General features: G+C 72.6%; 9 protein-coding genes. 3 read left to right on the plus strand and 6 right to left on the minus strand.

Annotation, left to right across the window (positions count from 1 at the left end):
* Nucleotides 1–65: 65 nt before the first annotated feature.
* Nucleotides 66–4,967 (minus strand): malto-oligosyltrehalose synthase, encoded by a 4,902-nt coding sequence (locus BLW78_RS05580; protein ID WP_091677429.1) that lies wholly within the window; start codon nt 4,965–4,967, stop codon nt 66–68.
* A complete protein-coding gene (treZ, locus tag BLW78_RS05585) occupies nt 4,964–6,769 on the minus strand; it encodes a malto-oligosyltrehalose trehalohydrolase (RefSeq protein ID WP_091677702.1) in 1,806 nt (601 codons plus the stop codon). Before treZ ends, BLW78_RS05580 begins: the two co-directional genes overlap by 4 nt.
* A 285-nt stretch (nt 6,770–7,054) precedes the next feature.
* Between treZ and BLW78_RS05590 the strand changes: the two genes are divergently transcribed.
* Nucleotides 7,055–7,924, plus strand: coding sequence for a hypothetical protein (locus BLW78_RS05590; protein WP_091677432.1), 870 nt, complete (start codon nt 7,055–7,057; stop codon nt 7,922–7,924).
* 91 nt (nt 7,925–8,015) lie between these two features.
* Here the strand turns inward: BLW78_RS05590 and BLW78_RS05595 are convergent, their stop codons facing one another.
* Nucleotides 8,016–8,291, minus strand: a complete 276-nt coding sequence (locus BLW78_RS05595; protein ID WP_020093331.1) for a YiaA/YiaB family inner membrane protein — start codon at nt 8,289–8,291, stop codon at nt 8,016–8,018.
* Nucleotides 8,292–8,339: 48 nt separating this feature from the next.
* On the minus strand, nt 8,340–9,014 hold the full coding sequence (locus BLW78_RS05600) for a PspA/IM30 family protein (protein ID WP_091677436.1): 675 nt from the start codon (nt 9,012–9,014) through the stop codon (nt 8,340–8,342).
* A 105-nt stretch (nt 9,015–9,119) separates the two neighbouring features.
* Here BLW78_RS05600 and BLW78_RS05605 point away from each other — a divergent pair, with 105 nt between their 5' ends.
* Nucleotides 9,120–9,746 carry a TetR/AcrR family transcriptional regulator gene (locus BLW78_RS05605; protein WP_026604950.1) on the plus strand — a complete coding sequence of 209 codons (627 nt, stop codon included), beginning with the start codon at nt 9,120–9,122 and terminating at the stop codon, nt 9,744–9,746.
* A gap of 57 nt (nt 9,747–9,803) precedes the next feature.
* On the opposite strand, the gene BLW78_RS05610 is transcribed toward BLW78_RS05605, so the two are convergent.
* Complete coding sequence (locus tag BLW78_RS05610; RefSeq protein WP_020093328.1) at nt 9,804–11,480, minus strand: cache domain-containing protein; 1,677 nt, start codon at nt 11,478–11,480, stop codon at nt 9,804–9,806.
* 176 nt (nt 11,481–11,656) lie between these two features.
* On the opposite strand from BLW78_RS05610, the gene BLW78_RS05615 reads away from it, so the two are divergent.
* Nucleotides 11,657–12,697 carry an ABC transporter substrate-binding protein gene (locus BLW78_RS05615; RefSeq protein WP_091677438.1) on the plus strand — a complete coding sequence of 347 codons (1,041 nt, stop codon included), beginning with the start codon at nt 11,657–11,659 and terminating at the stop codon, nt 12,695–12,697.
* 12 nt (nt 12,698–12,709) lie between these two features.
* On the opposite strand, the gene BLW78_RS05620 is transcribed toward BLW78_RS05615, so the two are convergent.
* Complete coding sequence (locus tag BLW78_RS05620; RefSeq protein ID WP_042669795.1) at nt 12,710–14,302, minus strand: DHA2 family efflux MFS transporter permease subunit; 1,593 nt, start codon at nt 14,300–14,302, stop codon at nt 12,710–12,712.
* Nucleotides 14,303–14,305 lie beyond the last annotated feature (3 nt).

Genomic DNA, 14,305 nt, shown 5'->3' on the forward strand with positions numbered 1-14,305 from the left:
GGCGCCACGCTGATCCAGGTCGCGCTGCCCTGGGTCGCCTCGCTCCGCTCGCGATGACGGCGCGGTCACGGTTCCCGCCGCAGCACCGCGTAGGGGAGGTCGCGCAGGAGAGCGCCGAGATCGGCCCCCTCCCCCTGGACCACCCGCCCCGATGCGAGGTCCCGCCAGCGGGTGCCGGCCCCGAGGTCGACCCGGGTGCCCGCGAAGGCCTCGCCCGACCAGACGGCGTCCCCGACGAAGCCCGCCACCAGCCGCGGCACCGCCACGAACAGGTCGCCGCCCTCTTGGACGGGGTCGGTCCGCCGGTAGGCGATGACGTGGTCGGCCCGGGCGCCGGTGGCCGCGACGGGCTCGTAGGCGGCGCTGGCGTAGAAGTCCGGGCGCTCGGCCCGCTCGGCGAGGAGCCGCGTCAGCGTCGCCTGCTTGACCCGCCCGTCCGGCCAGTGGCCCAGCAGCTCCGCGGGCGCCCCGCCCTCCTCCAGCATCCGTTCCAGCGCCGGGTAGTCCACCGGGCGGCGGTTGTCGGGGTCGACGAAGGAGAAGTCCCAGATCTCGGTGCCCTGGTAGGTGTCGGGCAGGCCCGGCAGGGTGCATTTCAGAACCGTCCGGCCGAGGCTCGCCAGCATGCCGAGATGGGCGAGACGCCGGGCGAAGGGCCTGAGCGCGCTCAGGAAATCCGAGCCCGGGGCGATCAGCGCCGTGAACAGCCGCTTGACCGCGCCCTCGTAGACCTCGTCGACGTTGACCCAGCTCGACCGGCGCTTGCCCTCCCGCATGGCCTTCTCGCCGTAGGCGATCAGCCGGTCCCGGAAATCCGCGATCGCCCCGGCCTCGTCCCGCTCCAGAAGCTCCAGCGGCCAGGCGCCCAGGATCGCCTGGAAGAACATCCACTGGTCGTTGGCGTCCGGGGCCGGCTCGCCGTCGATCCGGGCGAGGTGCGGGCCGGCGACCCGCTGCCACAAGTCCCAGGCCCTGGCCCATTCCTCGGGGATCTCCGAGAGGGCGAGCAGCCGCGTGCGGGCATCCTCGCCCCGCTTGGTGTCGTGGGTCGCGGTGGTGATCATGGCGCTCGGCCAGTCCCGGGCGCGGGCGATCTGCAGATCGTGGAAGTGCTCCGCGTCGATCCCGTACTCGCCCGGATCGCCGCCGACCTCGTTGAGGCCGAGGAGACAGGCGTAGCGGTAGAACAGCGTGTCCTCCAGGCTCTTGGCCATGACCGGGCCGGTGAGCTGCTGGAACCGGCGGCGGAAGCGCAGCACCACCCGCGGGTCCGGCCGGCCGGGGCCCGCCGTCTCGACCCGACCGAGCAGGACGTCGGCGGCGAAGTCGTGGACCGAGCGGTCCGGCAGGCTCGACCAGCGCTTGGCCTTGGCGACGGCGCCCTCGATCAGGCGGACATCCTCGGGCTCGACCTCGCCCTCCTCCAGATCCGACGGCAGGTAGCTCCGGTAGGTCGGGAAGCGCGCGATGATCTCGATCAGCGCCCGGCGGAGCGCGTTGACGGTGAAGTCGCGGGTGCGCCGGTCGGCGTCGGCGACCTCCTTGAGGTCGGTGGTCAGCACCTCCAGCTCGCTCGCGAAGCTGATCTCGAGGATCTCGGCCTTGGCGGCGCGGAGCTGGAAGCCGTAGGGCTCGTCGAACCCCGTGGCCCAGGTGTAGAGCCGCTCGATTTTCCCGCGCCGGCTCTTGTCGACCAGGATCCCGTCGAGCTGGTTGAGCACGTCGTAGCCCGTGGTCCCGGCCACCGGCCAGGGCCGCAGCCGCTCGCCCGGCTCCAGGATCTTCTCGACGACGACGTAGAAGCCCGGTCCGACAGCCGCCTGGAGCGCCCTTGCGTAGCCCAGCGGGTCGGCGAGGCCGTCGATATGGTCGATGCGCAGGCCGTCGATCCGGCCCTCGCGGACGTGCCGGAACACGGTCTCGTGCGAGCGGTGGAAGATGTCGGACAGCTCGACCCGCAGGCCGGCGAGCGAGTTCACGTCGAAGAAGCGGCGGTAGTTGATGTCGCTCGACGCCACCCGCCAGTGGGCCAGCCGGTAGGCCTGCGCCTCCAGCAGCCGGTGCAACGGCCCGAAACTGTCCGGGCGGCCTTTGAAGCCGTTGAGCAGCGCCAGCGTGCTGGCGGTGGCCTCCTGGATCAGCGGCGACACGCCGTAGATCTCGGCGAGCCGGCGCTTCAGCCCCTCGGCCTCCTCGGGGAAGCCTTTGCGGCGGGTCTCGTCGGTATCGATCGACATCGCCCGCAGCCGCTCGGAGATGGCGAGCAGTTCCGCGGTGGTGTCGTCGTCCACCGCCCCGATCGCGGCGATCACCCGGTTGAGGATGGTCGGGTAGCTCAAGGGGCGGATCGGCAGCTGGTGCTCGTAGTGCCAGACGCTGAAGGCGCCGGTCTCGGGGTCGAACTTCAGCTCCAGCGTGCCCTTCTCCAGGGCCTCACCGTAGCGGTCGCCGAGGAATGGGATCACGAGGTTGCGCCCGGCCCCGAGCCGCTGCCAGTCGATGTCGAAGGCGTCGGCGAAGGGCGACAGGGAACCCCATTCGAGCACCGAGAGCCACCACGGATTGTCGGAGCCGCCGACGCCCATGTGGTTCGGGACGATGTCGAGCAGGAGCTTGATCCCGTGGGCGTGGAGCGTCTCGGAGAGCGCGATGAAGCCCTCCTCGCCGCCGAGCTCCGGGTTGATCGCGCCGTGATCGACGATGTCGTAGCCGTGGGTCGAGCCGGGCCGCGCCTTCTGGAGCGGCGAGGCGTAGACGTGGCTGATCCCGAGCCGGTGCAGGTAGGGGACGATCCGGCCCGCATCCGCGAAGGTGAAGTCCTTGTGGAACTGCAGCCGGTAGGTCGCGCGCGGCGGCGGCGCGGCGAGCCGCGCGGCGCCCGAGCGCGGGCCCCGCGCCTCGGCCGAGAGGGACGCCGCGAGCTTCGCCAGCGGCCCGCCGGGGGCGGCGATGTCCACGAGATCCCGGTCGAGCTTGCGCCGCCAGTTCGGGTAGCCCTCGGTCGAGCCGGGCACGTTGGCCTGGGCGAGTTCCGAGACCACGTCCTCGTACTGGACGGCGGTGAGCATCGCGGGCGCGCGGGCGAGGTAGCGGGCGGCGGCCTCGAAGGGCGCGGAATCCGGCGGCTCGGCGGAGGGCAGCAGCTGCTCGGCCGCCAGCGCCTCGGCGAGGCGGCGGCGCTCGACGACGCGCTCGCCCCGCTCGACCTCGGCCCGCTCCTGATCGTAGAGGCCGAGCGACTGGCGGGTGTCGGTGTCGACCCCGCGCCACCAGCCGACGAAGGTCGGCAGGTCGTGGGTGGTGATGGCGGTGAGCGCGTCCCGCGGGTAGGCCGAGGGCGGCTTGAAGCGTCCGTCGGCCTCGCGCTCGAAGGCGAGGATCCGGTAGCTCAGCACCCCGGCCCGCATCAGCGCGTCGGAGAAGCCTTCCGGCGCCGTGCCGAGATCCTCCGCGATGACGAGGCACTTGTTGCGGTGGCTCTCCAGCCGCAGCACCGCCAGCATCGGCTCGAACGGCATGGCCACGTAGGCGCCGGCCTGGGCCCCCGCCCCCAGCGGGATCAGGAACAGGCGGGCGAGCTGGAAGGCGTGGTCGATCCGGATCGCGCCGGCGTGGCGCATGTTGGCCTGGACCAGGGCCCGGAAGGCCGCGAGCCCGTCGCGCTCCATCGCCAGCGGATCGAAGGCCGGCAGGCCCCAGTTCTGGCCCTTCGGTGCGAGCAGGTCCGGCGGCGCGCCGATCGACACCTTGTCGGCGAAGCGCTCGGGATGCGACCAGATCTCGGAGCCGCCCCGGTCGGCGCCGACCGCGAGGTCGCGGTAGAGCCCGACCCGCATGCCGGCCCCGAGCGCCGCCGCTGAGGCCTCGGCGAGCTGCCGGTCGGCGAGGTACTGCAGCCATGCGTGGTAGCCGACGAGGTCCGCGTTCTCCGCCGCGAAGGCTCGGACCGCCTCCGTGCCGGCGCGGCGATACGCCTCCGGCCAGTCGCCCAGCCAGTGCGCCCCCTGCCCCCGGAAATGCTCGGACAGCGCCTCGAACAGGGCGTGCGCTTCGAGATCCTCCCCGCCCTCCTGGCGGAACTGCTCGAAGCCCGCGTCGGTGCCGGCCCGGGCCGGCGACTCGGCCCAGAGCACCCGGAGCACCGGGTCGAGCACGTCGTGGACGCCCTGGTGGTCGACGAGGGCAGCCTCGCGCAGAGCCGTGATCGCGTCCGCGCGCTCGGCGAGCAGCGCCTCGGCCCGGGAGCCCGCGAGCCCCGGCAGGCTGCGCGGGGCGATGAACAGCGTCTCCAGGAACAGCCGCGAGGAGGGCGAGTAGGGCGAGATCTTGGTCCGGTCGGAGCCGAACAGGGCGTGGACCGGGCTGAGCCCCAAGAACGCCGCCCCGCGCAGGGCGGCCTCGCGGGCGGCCTCGCCGGCATCCGCGTAGGTGCCGATGCCGATATTGGTGGCCGAGCGCAGTCCGTAGAGTTGGGCGGCCATGCCCCAGTCGGAGGCGCCCTCCTCCGTGTAGGGCCGCGGGCGCCAGCAGCGCTGCGGCGCGGCGATCACCCAGGATTCGGTGCGGGTCTGCCCGGCCTGGACGGTGAGGCGGTGATAGCCCGGGGTCAGCGGCGGCAGCTCGAAGCCGGGCTCCGACCCCTGCGGGTTGGCCCGGCCCTCACGAGCGGCGCCGCGCTCGTCGACGAGGCGCCAGACCAGGGTGTGGGGCGCGCCGTCCGGCGGGCGCACCGGCACCCGGGCGGCCCGGCGGGCCTCCACCGGCAGGAGCGGCGGGATCAGGCCGCGGCGCAGGCGCTCGACCTCCGCGAGGCTCGCGGCGATCGCCGCCTCGTCCTCCACCGCGAAGCCGAGGGCCGCCAGCAGGCCGCGGCGCACCTCCAGCGACGTCTCGACGGGCTGGCCGAAGGCGTCGGTGTAGCCGGGGGCGACGCCGACGAGGTCGGCGAGTGTCTCGAGGCGGCTCACGCGCGGGACTCCGTCAGGAACACGCCCGTCCAGGACGGGAGATCGCGTCCGGCCCCGTCCGGGGCGTTGGTCCAGACCGGCCGGGCACCGCCCGGATCCAGCGCGAAGGGTTCGGTCCCGACATTGGCGACGAAGCGCAGGGTGCCGGTGCCGAAGCGCCACGTGCAGTCGACCACGTCCGGGCGCGGCATCGCGGCGGCGGCGCCGTCGTAGCCGGACTTCGCCAGGGGCACGACCACGTCGCGGCGCAGCCCCAGGAGCCGCGTCGTCTCGGCCAGCACCTCGCGGTGGGGCGAGCGCTCCCGCTCGGACCAGTCGAGCTTCGAGGCCGCGAAGGTCTCGGCCTCGGTCGGGTCCGGGATCTTGGAGGTGTCGTCCGCGAAGGCCGCGAAGCTCTTGAACTCCCGGCGGCGTCCGTCGCGCACCGCCTTGTTCAGGTCCGCGTCGGGCGCGAAGTCGACGAAGAACAGGAACGGCGCCGAGGCCGACCATTCCTCGCCCATCCAGAGCATCGGGATCTGCGGTGCCAGGAGGAGCCCGGCCCGGGCGAGGTCGAGTTTCTTGGGATCCGCGAGGTGGTTGAGCCGCTCGCCGAGCGCCCGGTTGCCGACCTGATCGTGGTTCTGCAGGAAGGTCACGAAGGCGGAGGGTGGCAGGTGCCCGGAGGGCTCGCCGCGCGGGTGGTTGTCGAGCGTCGGGAAGGGCTCGCCCTGGTAGGCGAAGCCCTCGGCGAGGCAGCGGGCCAGGTGGGCGACCGGTTTGTCGGCAAAACTTTTATAGTAGCCGGCGTCCTCGCCCGTCAGCAGGACGTGCCAGCAATGGTGCAGGTCGTCGGCCCACTGGGCGTCGTGCATCTTCGGGCGCCCGGCGGCGTCGCGCTCCAGCCAGCGGGCCTGGTTGGCCTCGTTCTCCAGCATCAGGTGGATCTGCCGGTTCGGGAAGATCCTCCGGACCGTCTCGCCGAGCTCGGCCAGGAAGTGGCGGGGCGAATCGTCGAGGATGGCGTGGACGGCGTCGAAGCGCAGGCCGTCGAAATGGTACTCCTCCAGCCAGTACAGGGCGTTCTGGATGAAGAACTGCCGCACCGTGGCGCCGCTCTCCTTGCCGTCGAAGTTGATGCCCGCGCCCCAGGGGGTCTGGTGGCGCTCGGTGAAGAACGTCCCGGCATAGGCGTGGAGGTAGTTCCCGGCCGGCCCGAAGTGGTTGTAGACCGCGTCGAGATAGACCATCAGGCCGAGCCCGTGGGCGGCGTCGATCAGGCGCTTGAGGTCGTCCGGTCGACCGTAGGCGCCGTCCGGCGCGTAGGGCTGGACGCCGTCGTAGCCCCAGTTGCGCGAGCCCTTGAAGTCGGCGAGCGGCAGCAGCTCGAGGGCGGTGACGCCGAGCGCCTTGAGGTCGGGAAGCCGGGCCTGCAGGCCGGCATAGGTGCCCTCCGGCGTCGCGGTGCCGACATGGCACTCGTAGATCACCGCCTCCTCGAAGGGCCGCCCGGTCCAGCCCGCGTCGGACCACTCGAAGCTCCGCGGGTCGATCACCTCGCTGAGGCCCGAGACGTCGTCCGGCTGGAAGCGGGAGGCGGGATCGGGCACGACGAGGTCGCCGTCGACGCGGAAGCCGTAGCGGGCGCCGGGCTTCACCCCCGGCAGGGCCGTGCGGCGCCAGCCGCCGCCGGATTCGGGCAGCGGGTGGTCGACGCCGTCGACGACGAGGTCGACGCTCCGGGCGGTGGGCGCCCAGAGGGCGAAGCGGACGCCGCCCCCGACCATCTCGGCCCCGAAATCCATGCTGTGGGCGCGCCGCATCGGGCCACCGTCCTCGTCATTGGCCGCGCGACCGGGACGCAAGCGCGGCAGGATCATCTGTCGTGGGAGAAGGCCCCGGGCCCGATCCGGTTCCCGCAGCGCAGCTATGGCGGAGCGGCCGCGTGGCAATGGGGTATCGGCGGGCGTGACGGCGAGGTGACGGCCAGGTGACGGCGGAGGGCAGCGGCGTGACGGCGGGCCGCGCGGAAACTAAGCCGCAGTTCCGTCCGCGCGGGGCGGCCCTATCTTGCCCGGCCGGCACTCTCGTCGGTCTGGGAGCGGACACTGGGTCGGACGCACATCATCGGCATCCACGGGCTCGCCAACAAGCCGCCCCGGGACGAGAAGGCCGCCTGGTGGCGCGCCGCGATCCGCGAGGGGCTCGACCGCAATCTCGGGCTCCGGGTCGCGGAGCCCGATCTGCCCTTCACCTTCGTCTACTGGGCCGACCTGCGCTACCCGCAGCCGCTCGCGGGCGACCGCAACCGCGAGCCCTACCGCCCCGATCACGGCCTCGGGCCGTTCCCCTCCCCGGCGGGGGAGCCGGAGCGCGCCGAGCCGACCCTCACCGACCGGATCTACCGCGGCCTGTCGCACCTGCAGGAGGCCGCCGGGCTGACGCCGGTGGACGACCTGATCCTGGAATACCGCCTCGACGACCTCTGGGGCTACTACGAGGACGCGGACTTCCGGGCGGCGGCGCGGGCGCGCCTGCGCGATGCCCTGGCGGCGGCCGCATCCGACACCGTGCTGATCGCCGCGCACTCGATGGGCGGCCTGATCGCCTACGACGTGCTGCGCGCCGCCGAGGCGGACGGGACGCCGATGCCCCGCTGCGACCTCGTCACCCTTGGCGCGCCCCTCGGGCTCGCCGAATTGAAGCTGAAGCTCGCCGACGAGCACGGCGATCTCCGGGTGCCTGCGGCGCTCGCCGCATGGACCAACCTGATGGATCGCCAGGACATCGCCACGGTGGGCGACGACCTCGCGGCCCTCTACGCGCCGAACGCCGCCGGGGTGCGGGTGCGGGACGTACCGGTGATCAACGCCTACCGGAGGCCGGACGGCGCCGAGAACCGGCACAAATCCTACGGCTACCTGCGGACCCCGGAATTCGCCAGGGTCGTGGCCGGGTTCCTGGACGCCGCGACGTGAGCGATCCGGGGGAGGTGCCGCGCTCCGCCGCGCGCCGCCTCCCCGACCCGGGACGCGCGCCGCCCGGGTCGGGGCGCGGGCCTGCCGGGCCTCAGAGCCGACCCGGCACCACCTCGCGCAGGACGCGCTCCGTGGCGGCGTCCTCGATCTTGTTGATCAGCCGCTTCGCCTCGTGCTCGTCGCGCAGGGTCTTGGCCAGGGTGAAGGTCGTGCCCGTGAGGAACAGCGACGCCATGGCGAGGTAGCCCTTGATCCAGATGTCGGCGGGCAGGAAGAAGATGCCGAACGTCAGCATGGCGGCGGCGACGGCGAAGCTGACCAGCGTGAAGGTCTTCCAGGCGCCGGTATGGGGCATCTGCGGTGTCATGGTGCGGTCTCCTGAGGAAGGATCGAAGGGGAAGCGGTGCGGCGCCGGTCAGGCGCCGGCCCTGAGGCGGTCGAGCACGGCCCGCGGGTCGGTGCGGGGGCGGCCGTAGCCCGCCGCCTCGAGATCGGCCTCGATCCCGCCCGCGGCCTCGGCCTCGAGCTCGGTCAGCGCGGCGGCGACGTCCGCCTCGGCCGCCTGCCGCTCGCGCAGGCGCGCCAGCGTCCGCTCGGCCTCCCCGAGCGCCCCCGCCGACAGGGTCGTCACCCGGCGGCCCTCCAGTCCGGCCCGCCGCAGCGCCTCGGTGGTGCGGGCGGTCTGGAGCCCGCGGTCGAGGTCCCGCAGGCGTTCGCCGCCCTGCGCGACCAGGCGCTTCAGCCGCTCGACCTCCGCGGCGAAGCGCTCGGCGGCGGCCCGGCGGTCGGCCCGCTCGTCCTCCAGGGCGGCGATGTGGATCGCCGCCTCGGTCCCGAGATCCTCGCGCCCGTCGCTGAGCGCCCGCCGCGCCCCGTCCGACAGGGTGTCGATGCGGGTGCCGATGGCGTCGAGGGCGCGCGCCTCGGCGGCGTGGTAGGCCATGGCGACGGCGAGTTCCCGCCGGGCGGTCGCCAGGGCGCCGGCGGCGTCCCGGATCTGCTGGCGCAGGATCGTCACGGCATGGGCGTCGTGGATCGCCTGGGCGTTGTCGGCGATCACGCCGCGCATCAGGAAGGAGAGGGTCCTCATCACGGTTCACCTCGCGGGAACGACGGGCCGGACCGCGTCCGGATTTGATTGAACGTCGTTCATGAAACAAGTAAACACGGGACGTGCCGGGCCGCAAGGGATAAAATGAACGAGGTTCATAAAAAAGTGAGGGGGCGGCCGCGGAAGGAGCCCGGCGATCGGGCGGCCGATCGCCAGGCCCTGATCGCGGCCGCGGTGGCGATCCTGAACGCGGGCGGCGCGGCGGCGCTGACCGCCCGCGGCGTCGCGGAGCGGGCCGGCACGGCGGTCGGCTCGGTCTACACGCAGTTCGACAGCCTGGAAGTGCTGCGCCTGGAGGCGAACGCCGTCACCATGCGCCGGCTCCGGGACACCCTCGCGGGGGCGCTGGCGGCCTGTCCGTCGCGGGAGACAGAGGCGCGGCTCCTGTGCCTGGCCGACGCGTATCTCGCCTTCGCGGCCGAGCACCACGCCGCCTGGGCGGCGATCTTCGAGCGTCGCACGGTGGCGGCGCCGGACTCGGTGCAGGCCGACATCGCGGCCCTGTTCGGGATCCTGGAGGGGGTGCTGCGCGACGGCGGCCGCCTCGGCGAGGCGGCGATCCCCGTGATGGCGCGGGCGCTGTGGTCCAGCGTCCACGGCATGACCTATCTCGCCGATCTCGGCAGCCTGGGTCCCCTCGGGGTCAGCGACGTGCGGCCGATGATCGACGCGCTGGTGCGGGCCGCGGTCCGGGGCTTCTCCGCGGGCTGAGCGCCGCCCTGCCCGCCCGCGGGGCCCCGCTCCTCAGGCCACCCTCAGGCCGCGCCCTCAGGCAGCCTGGACCTCCGCCAGGAAGGCCTTCACGGCGTGGTCGAGCTCGTCCGAGCCGCGGGTGAGGTCGCGTGCGGCCGCCAGCACCTGCTCGGAGGCGCTGCCGGTCTCGTCGGCGCCGCGGCGCAGGTCGACGACGTTCTCGGACACGCCCTGCGCCCCGGTGGCGGCGCTCGCCACGCCGCGGACGATCTCCTGGATGGCGGCGTTCTGCTCCTCCATGGCGGCCGCGACCCCGACCGCGATGCCGCGCATCTCCTCGATGGTCCGGCCGACCGCGCCGATCGCCGCGACCGCGTCCCGGGTCTCGCCCTGGATCCGGCCGATCTGACCGGAGATCTCCTCGGTCGCCTTGGCGGTCTGCTCGGCCAGCGCCTTCACCTCGGAGGCGACGACCGCGAAGCCGCGCCCGGCCGCGCCCGCGCGGGCCGCTTCGATCGTGGCGTTGAGCGCCAGCAGGTTGGTCTGGCCGGCGATCGAGGCGATCAGCCCGACCACGTCGCCGATCTTCTCGGTGCCGGCGGCGAGCGCCCGCACGGTCGCCTCGCCCTGGCGCGTGCTGATCGCGGCCTGCCCGGCGATCTCCGAGGCGCGGTTCACCTGCCCGGCAATCTCCTGGACCGAGGCCGACATCTCCTCGGTGGCCGCCGCGGCGGTCTGGACGTCGGCGGAGGTGCCGGCCGCCTGCGCGGCCACCGCGCCGGTGCGCTCGGTGGTGTGGGCGGCCGTGACGGTCAGCGTCCGCGCCGTCGCCTCGAGGTCGGCGGCCGCCGTCGCGAGGCCGCGGCTCAGGGTCCCGGCCCGGGTCTCGAAGGACCGGGTCAGCCGGTCGAGGGCGGCGGCCCGCCGGGCATCCCCGTCGGCGCTGGCGGCGGCGCGGGCGTCGGTCTCGGCCTTGGCGATCAGCGCGTCCTTGAACACCTGCACGGCGCCCGCCATGGCGCCGATCTCGTCCCGGCGCTCCCGTGCCGGCACCGGCACGGCGGTCTCGCCGGCCGCGAGGCGGTGCATGGCGCCGTTCAGCGCGCGCAGCGGCCGCGTCAGCCGCCGGCCGATCAGCGCCGCGAGCAGGCCGATCAGCGCCACCACCACGAGCATGCCGGCCGCCGCCTTCCAGGCCGCGTCCCGCAGGATCGCCGCGGTGTCGTCGGCGTAGATGCCGGTGCCGATCACCCAGCCCCAGGGGGCGAAGCCGCGCACGTAGGAGAGCTTCGGCACGGGGGCGTCGGCGCCGGGCTTCGGCCAGTAATAGTCGACGAAGCCCTGCCCCTGCCGCTTCACCGTCTCGACGAAGTCGACGAACAGGCGCTTGCCGGTGGGATCCTGCACGGCGGCGAGATCCTTGCCCTCCAGTTCGGGCTTGATCGGGTGGGCGACCATGCGGGGCTGCATGTCGTTGACCCAGAAGTACTCCTTGTCGTCGTAGCGCAGGGCCTTGAGGGCCCGGATCGCGGCGCCTTGCGCGTCCGCCCGGGACAGGCGCCCGGCCCGCTCCTCGCCCTCGAAATAGGCCGCGACCCCGTAGGCGACGTCCGTGAGGTTCCGCGTCTTGGCCATCCGGTCCTGCTCGACCTGGGATTTCAGGCTGACGAGCCCGATGCCCGAGACCGCGACGATGCCGACCAGCGCGGTGGCCGTGATGGTGTGGAGCTTCGCTCCGAGCCCGATCTTCACCCGCGCCCCCGCGATGATGATTGCAAGAAGATGATTTCAACCTGCGATATTTTGCAGCTTCTGCGTTAGCGGAGCGTGAAGACGGCCTTGCGCGCGCCGGCCCGAGCCTGTCCACTCCCCGTCCAACGAAAGCCCGGCGCCGCTCAGGATCGCGCCGGGCCACAGGGAGAAGCGTCATGGTGCGTACGTCTCGGACGGGCTCGCTGCTGCCGGGCCGGCGTCGGCTCCTGCGGGCGGGATCGGTCCTCCTACTGGCCGGGCTGGCGCTCGCCACCCCCGCCCGGGCCGACGATGCCAAGGTCCGGATCAGCCGGCAGCCGGGCTTCGTCTACCTGCCCGCGGTGCTGGCCGAGCAGCACAAGCTGATCGAGAAGCACGCCAAGGCCGCGGGCCTCGGGGACGTCACGGTGGAGTGGGTCAACCTGACGAGCGGCGCCGCCGGCAACGACGCGCTGCTCTCGGGCAACATCGACATCGTCGACAGTGGCTCGACCAACATGCTGCTGCTCAACGACCGCACCAAGGGCGACGTGAAGGGCCTGTGCGGGGTCGGCACCACGCCGATGATGCTGCTCACCCGCAATCCGGACGTGAAGGAACTCAAGGACTTCTCGTCCAAGGACAAGATCGCCCTGCCCTCCGTGAAGGTCTCGTCCCAGGCTGTGCTGCTGCAGATCGCCGCCAAGAAGGCGTTCGGGCCCGAGAACGCCACCAAGCTCGACCCGCTCACCGTCCAGCTCGGCCATCCCGACGCCGTGGCGGCGCTGGCGAGCCCGCACAACGAGGTCAACAGCCACTTCTCGCTGCCGCCGTTCCAGCAGCGCGAGCTGCAGGACCCGGCGATCCACAAGGTGCTCAACTCCTACGAGATGGTCGGCGAGCCGGTGAGCAACGCGATCTTCTACGCCCGGACCGGCTGGTACAACCGCAACCCGAAGCTCGCCGCCGCCATCGTGGCCGCCATCGACGAGGCCAATGCCGAGATCGCCCGGGATCCGCTGAAGGCCGCCAAGGACTACGTCGCGGCCACCAACGAGAAGACGCCCCCCGAGACCCTGGTCGAGATCATGAAGGAGCCCGGGACGAACTTCTCCACCACGCCCTACGGCATCATGCTCCAGGCCCGGCACTTCCACGCGATGAAGACCATCAAGACCGAGCCCAAGGACTGGAAGGACACGTTCTTCCCGATCGTCCACAACCTGCCGGGGCGGTAGGACCCCGGCCGCTCAGTGCGCCTCCACAGGCCCGGCGGCGCGCTGCGGCTTCTTGAGGATGGCCACCACGGCGAGGCTCGCCACGAGGCTCACGCCCACCAGCCAGAACCCGTCCGCGTAGGCCATCACGTAGGCCTCGCGGCGGACCTGGGCGGCGAGCTGGCCCAGCGCGACGCCCTTGGCGGCCAGCGGGTCGGCGATGCGGGCGTGCATCCCGGCGGCGAGCGCCGCGAGCCGGTCCTGGGTGCGGGTGGCGTTGACGGTGATCGCTTCGGCCAGCATCGAGAAGTGGAAGTGCTCCCGCCGGTCGATCATCGTCGACAGCATGGCGATGCCGATCGAGCCGCCGAGGTTGCGCATCATGTTCGACAGGGCGGAGGCGTCCGCGGTGTCGCGCGGGGCGAGGCCGACGGTGGAGAGCTGCGACAGCGGGATGGTGAAGAGCGGCTGGCCGACGGCCCGCATCAGCTGCGGCAGGATCAGCTGGTCGGCGCCGACATCGTGGGTCAGGCCGACGTTGATCCAGCAGCTCGCGATGAAGAACAGCGTGCCGGTGACCACCAGCACCCGGGCGTCGAAGGTCCGCATCAGCAGCGGCATCATCGGGAAGAGGACGAGCTGCGGCAGGCCCGACCACATCACCACGTAGCCGATCTGCTGGGCGTTGTAGCCCTGGATCTGCGCGCAGTAGACCGGGATGATGTAGATCGACCCGAACGAGACCGCGCCCAGCACGGTCATCAGCACGCAGGCGCCGCCGACCGAGCGGTTGGCCAGGACCCGCAGGTTGATGAACGGGCGCTCGGTCGTGAGCTCGCGGACGATGAAGCCGGCGATGCCGGCCACCGCCAGCAGCGACATGTTCACGATGACCTGCGAGCCGAACCAGTCCTTGCGCTGGCCCTCCTCCAGCACGTAGGTCAGGGCCGGCAGGCCGATCGCCATCAGGCCGATGCCGATCCAGTCGCCCTTGAGCAGCTCGCCCCAGCGCGCCGGCACGCTGTCGAAGGCGCCGAGCTGGATCGCCGCCGCCACGGGTCCGAAGATCAGGTTCAGGTAGAAGATGTAGTGCCACGACAGGTTGTCGGTGAGCCAGCCGCCGACCGTCGGGCCGATCGCGGGCGCGAAGGTCGCGGTCAGCCCGAACAGCGCGATGCCGATGGGCTGCTGCGCCTTCGAGAGCCGGGTGCGCACGATCACGATGGCGGTGGGGATCAGCACGCCGCCGGTAAAACCCTGGCCGGCCCGGAACAGGATCATCTGGCCCAAGGTCGTCGACAGCGCGCAGGCCAGCGAGAAGGCGGTGAACAGCATGGTGTTCACCGCGAGGTAGCGGCGCAGGCCGATCACCGAGGACAGCCAGCCGGTGAGCGGGATCACGATGATCTCGGCCATCAGGTAGGCGGTGGAGATCCAGCTGCCCTCCTCGGTGGAGGCGCCGAGCGCCCCCTGGATGTCGGCGAGCGACGCGTTGGTGATCTGGATGTCGAGGATCGCCGTGAAGGCGCCGAGGATCGCGCCGAACACGGCGAGCCAGTCCCGGGCGCTCGCCTTCGCCTCGGGCACGGCCACGGCCGGCACGGGGCTCGTCGGGGCCGGACTCATCGG

It is taken from the genome of Methylobacterium sp. 275MFSha3.1 (genome assembly GCF_900108435.1).
Classification (GTDB): domain Bacteria; phylum Pseudomonadota; class Alphaproteobacteria; order Rhizobiales; family Beijerinckiaceae; genus Methylobacterium.

Coding starts and splice junctions, on each gene's coding strand:
- treZ (WP_091677702.1), bottom strand. CDS start 6,769: ATGCGGCGCGCCCACAGCATGGATTTCGGGGCCGAGATGGTCGGGGGC.
- BLW78_RS05605 (WP_026604950.1), top strand. CDS start 9,120: ATGAACGAGGTTCATAAAAAAGTGAGGGGGCGGCCGCGGAAGGAGCCC.
- BLW78_RS05615 (WP_091677438.1), top strand. CDS start 11,657: ATGGTGCGTACGTCTCGGACGGGCTCGCTGCTGCCGGGCCGGCGTCGG.
- BLW78_RS05600 (WP_091677436.1), bottom strand. CDS start 9,014: ATGAGGACCCTCTCCTTCCTGATGCGCGGCGTGATCGCCGACAACGCC.
- BLW78_RS05620 (WP_042669795.1), bottom strand. CDS start 14,302: ATGAGTCCGGCCCCGACGAGCCCCGTGCCGGCCGTGGCCGTGCCCGAG.
- BLW78_RS05595 (WP_020093331.1), bottom strand. CDS start 8,291: ATGACACCGCAGATGCCCCATACCGGCGCCTGGAAGACCTTCACGCTG.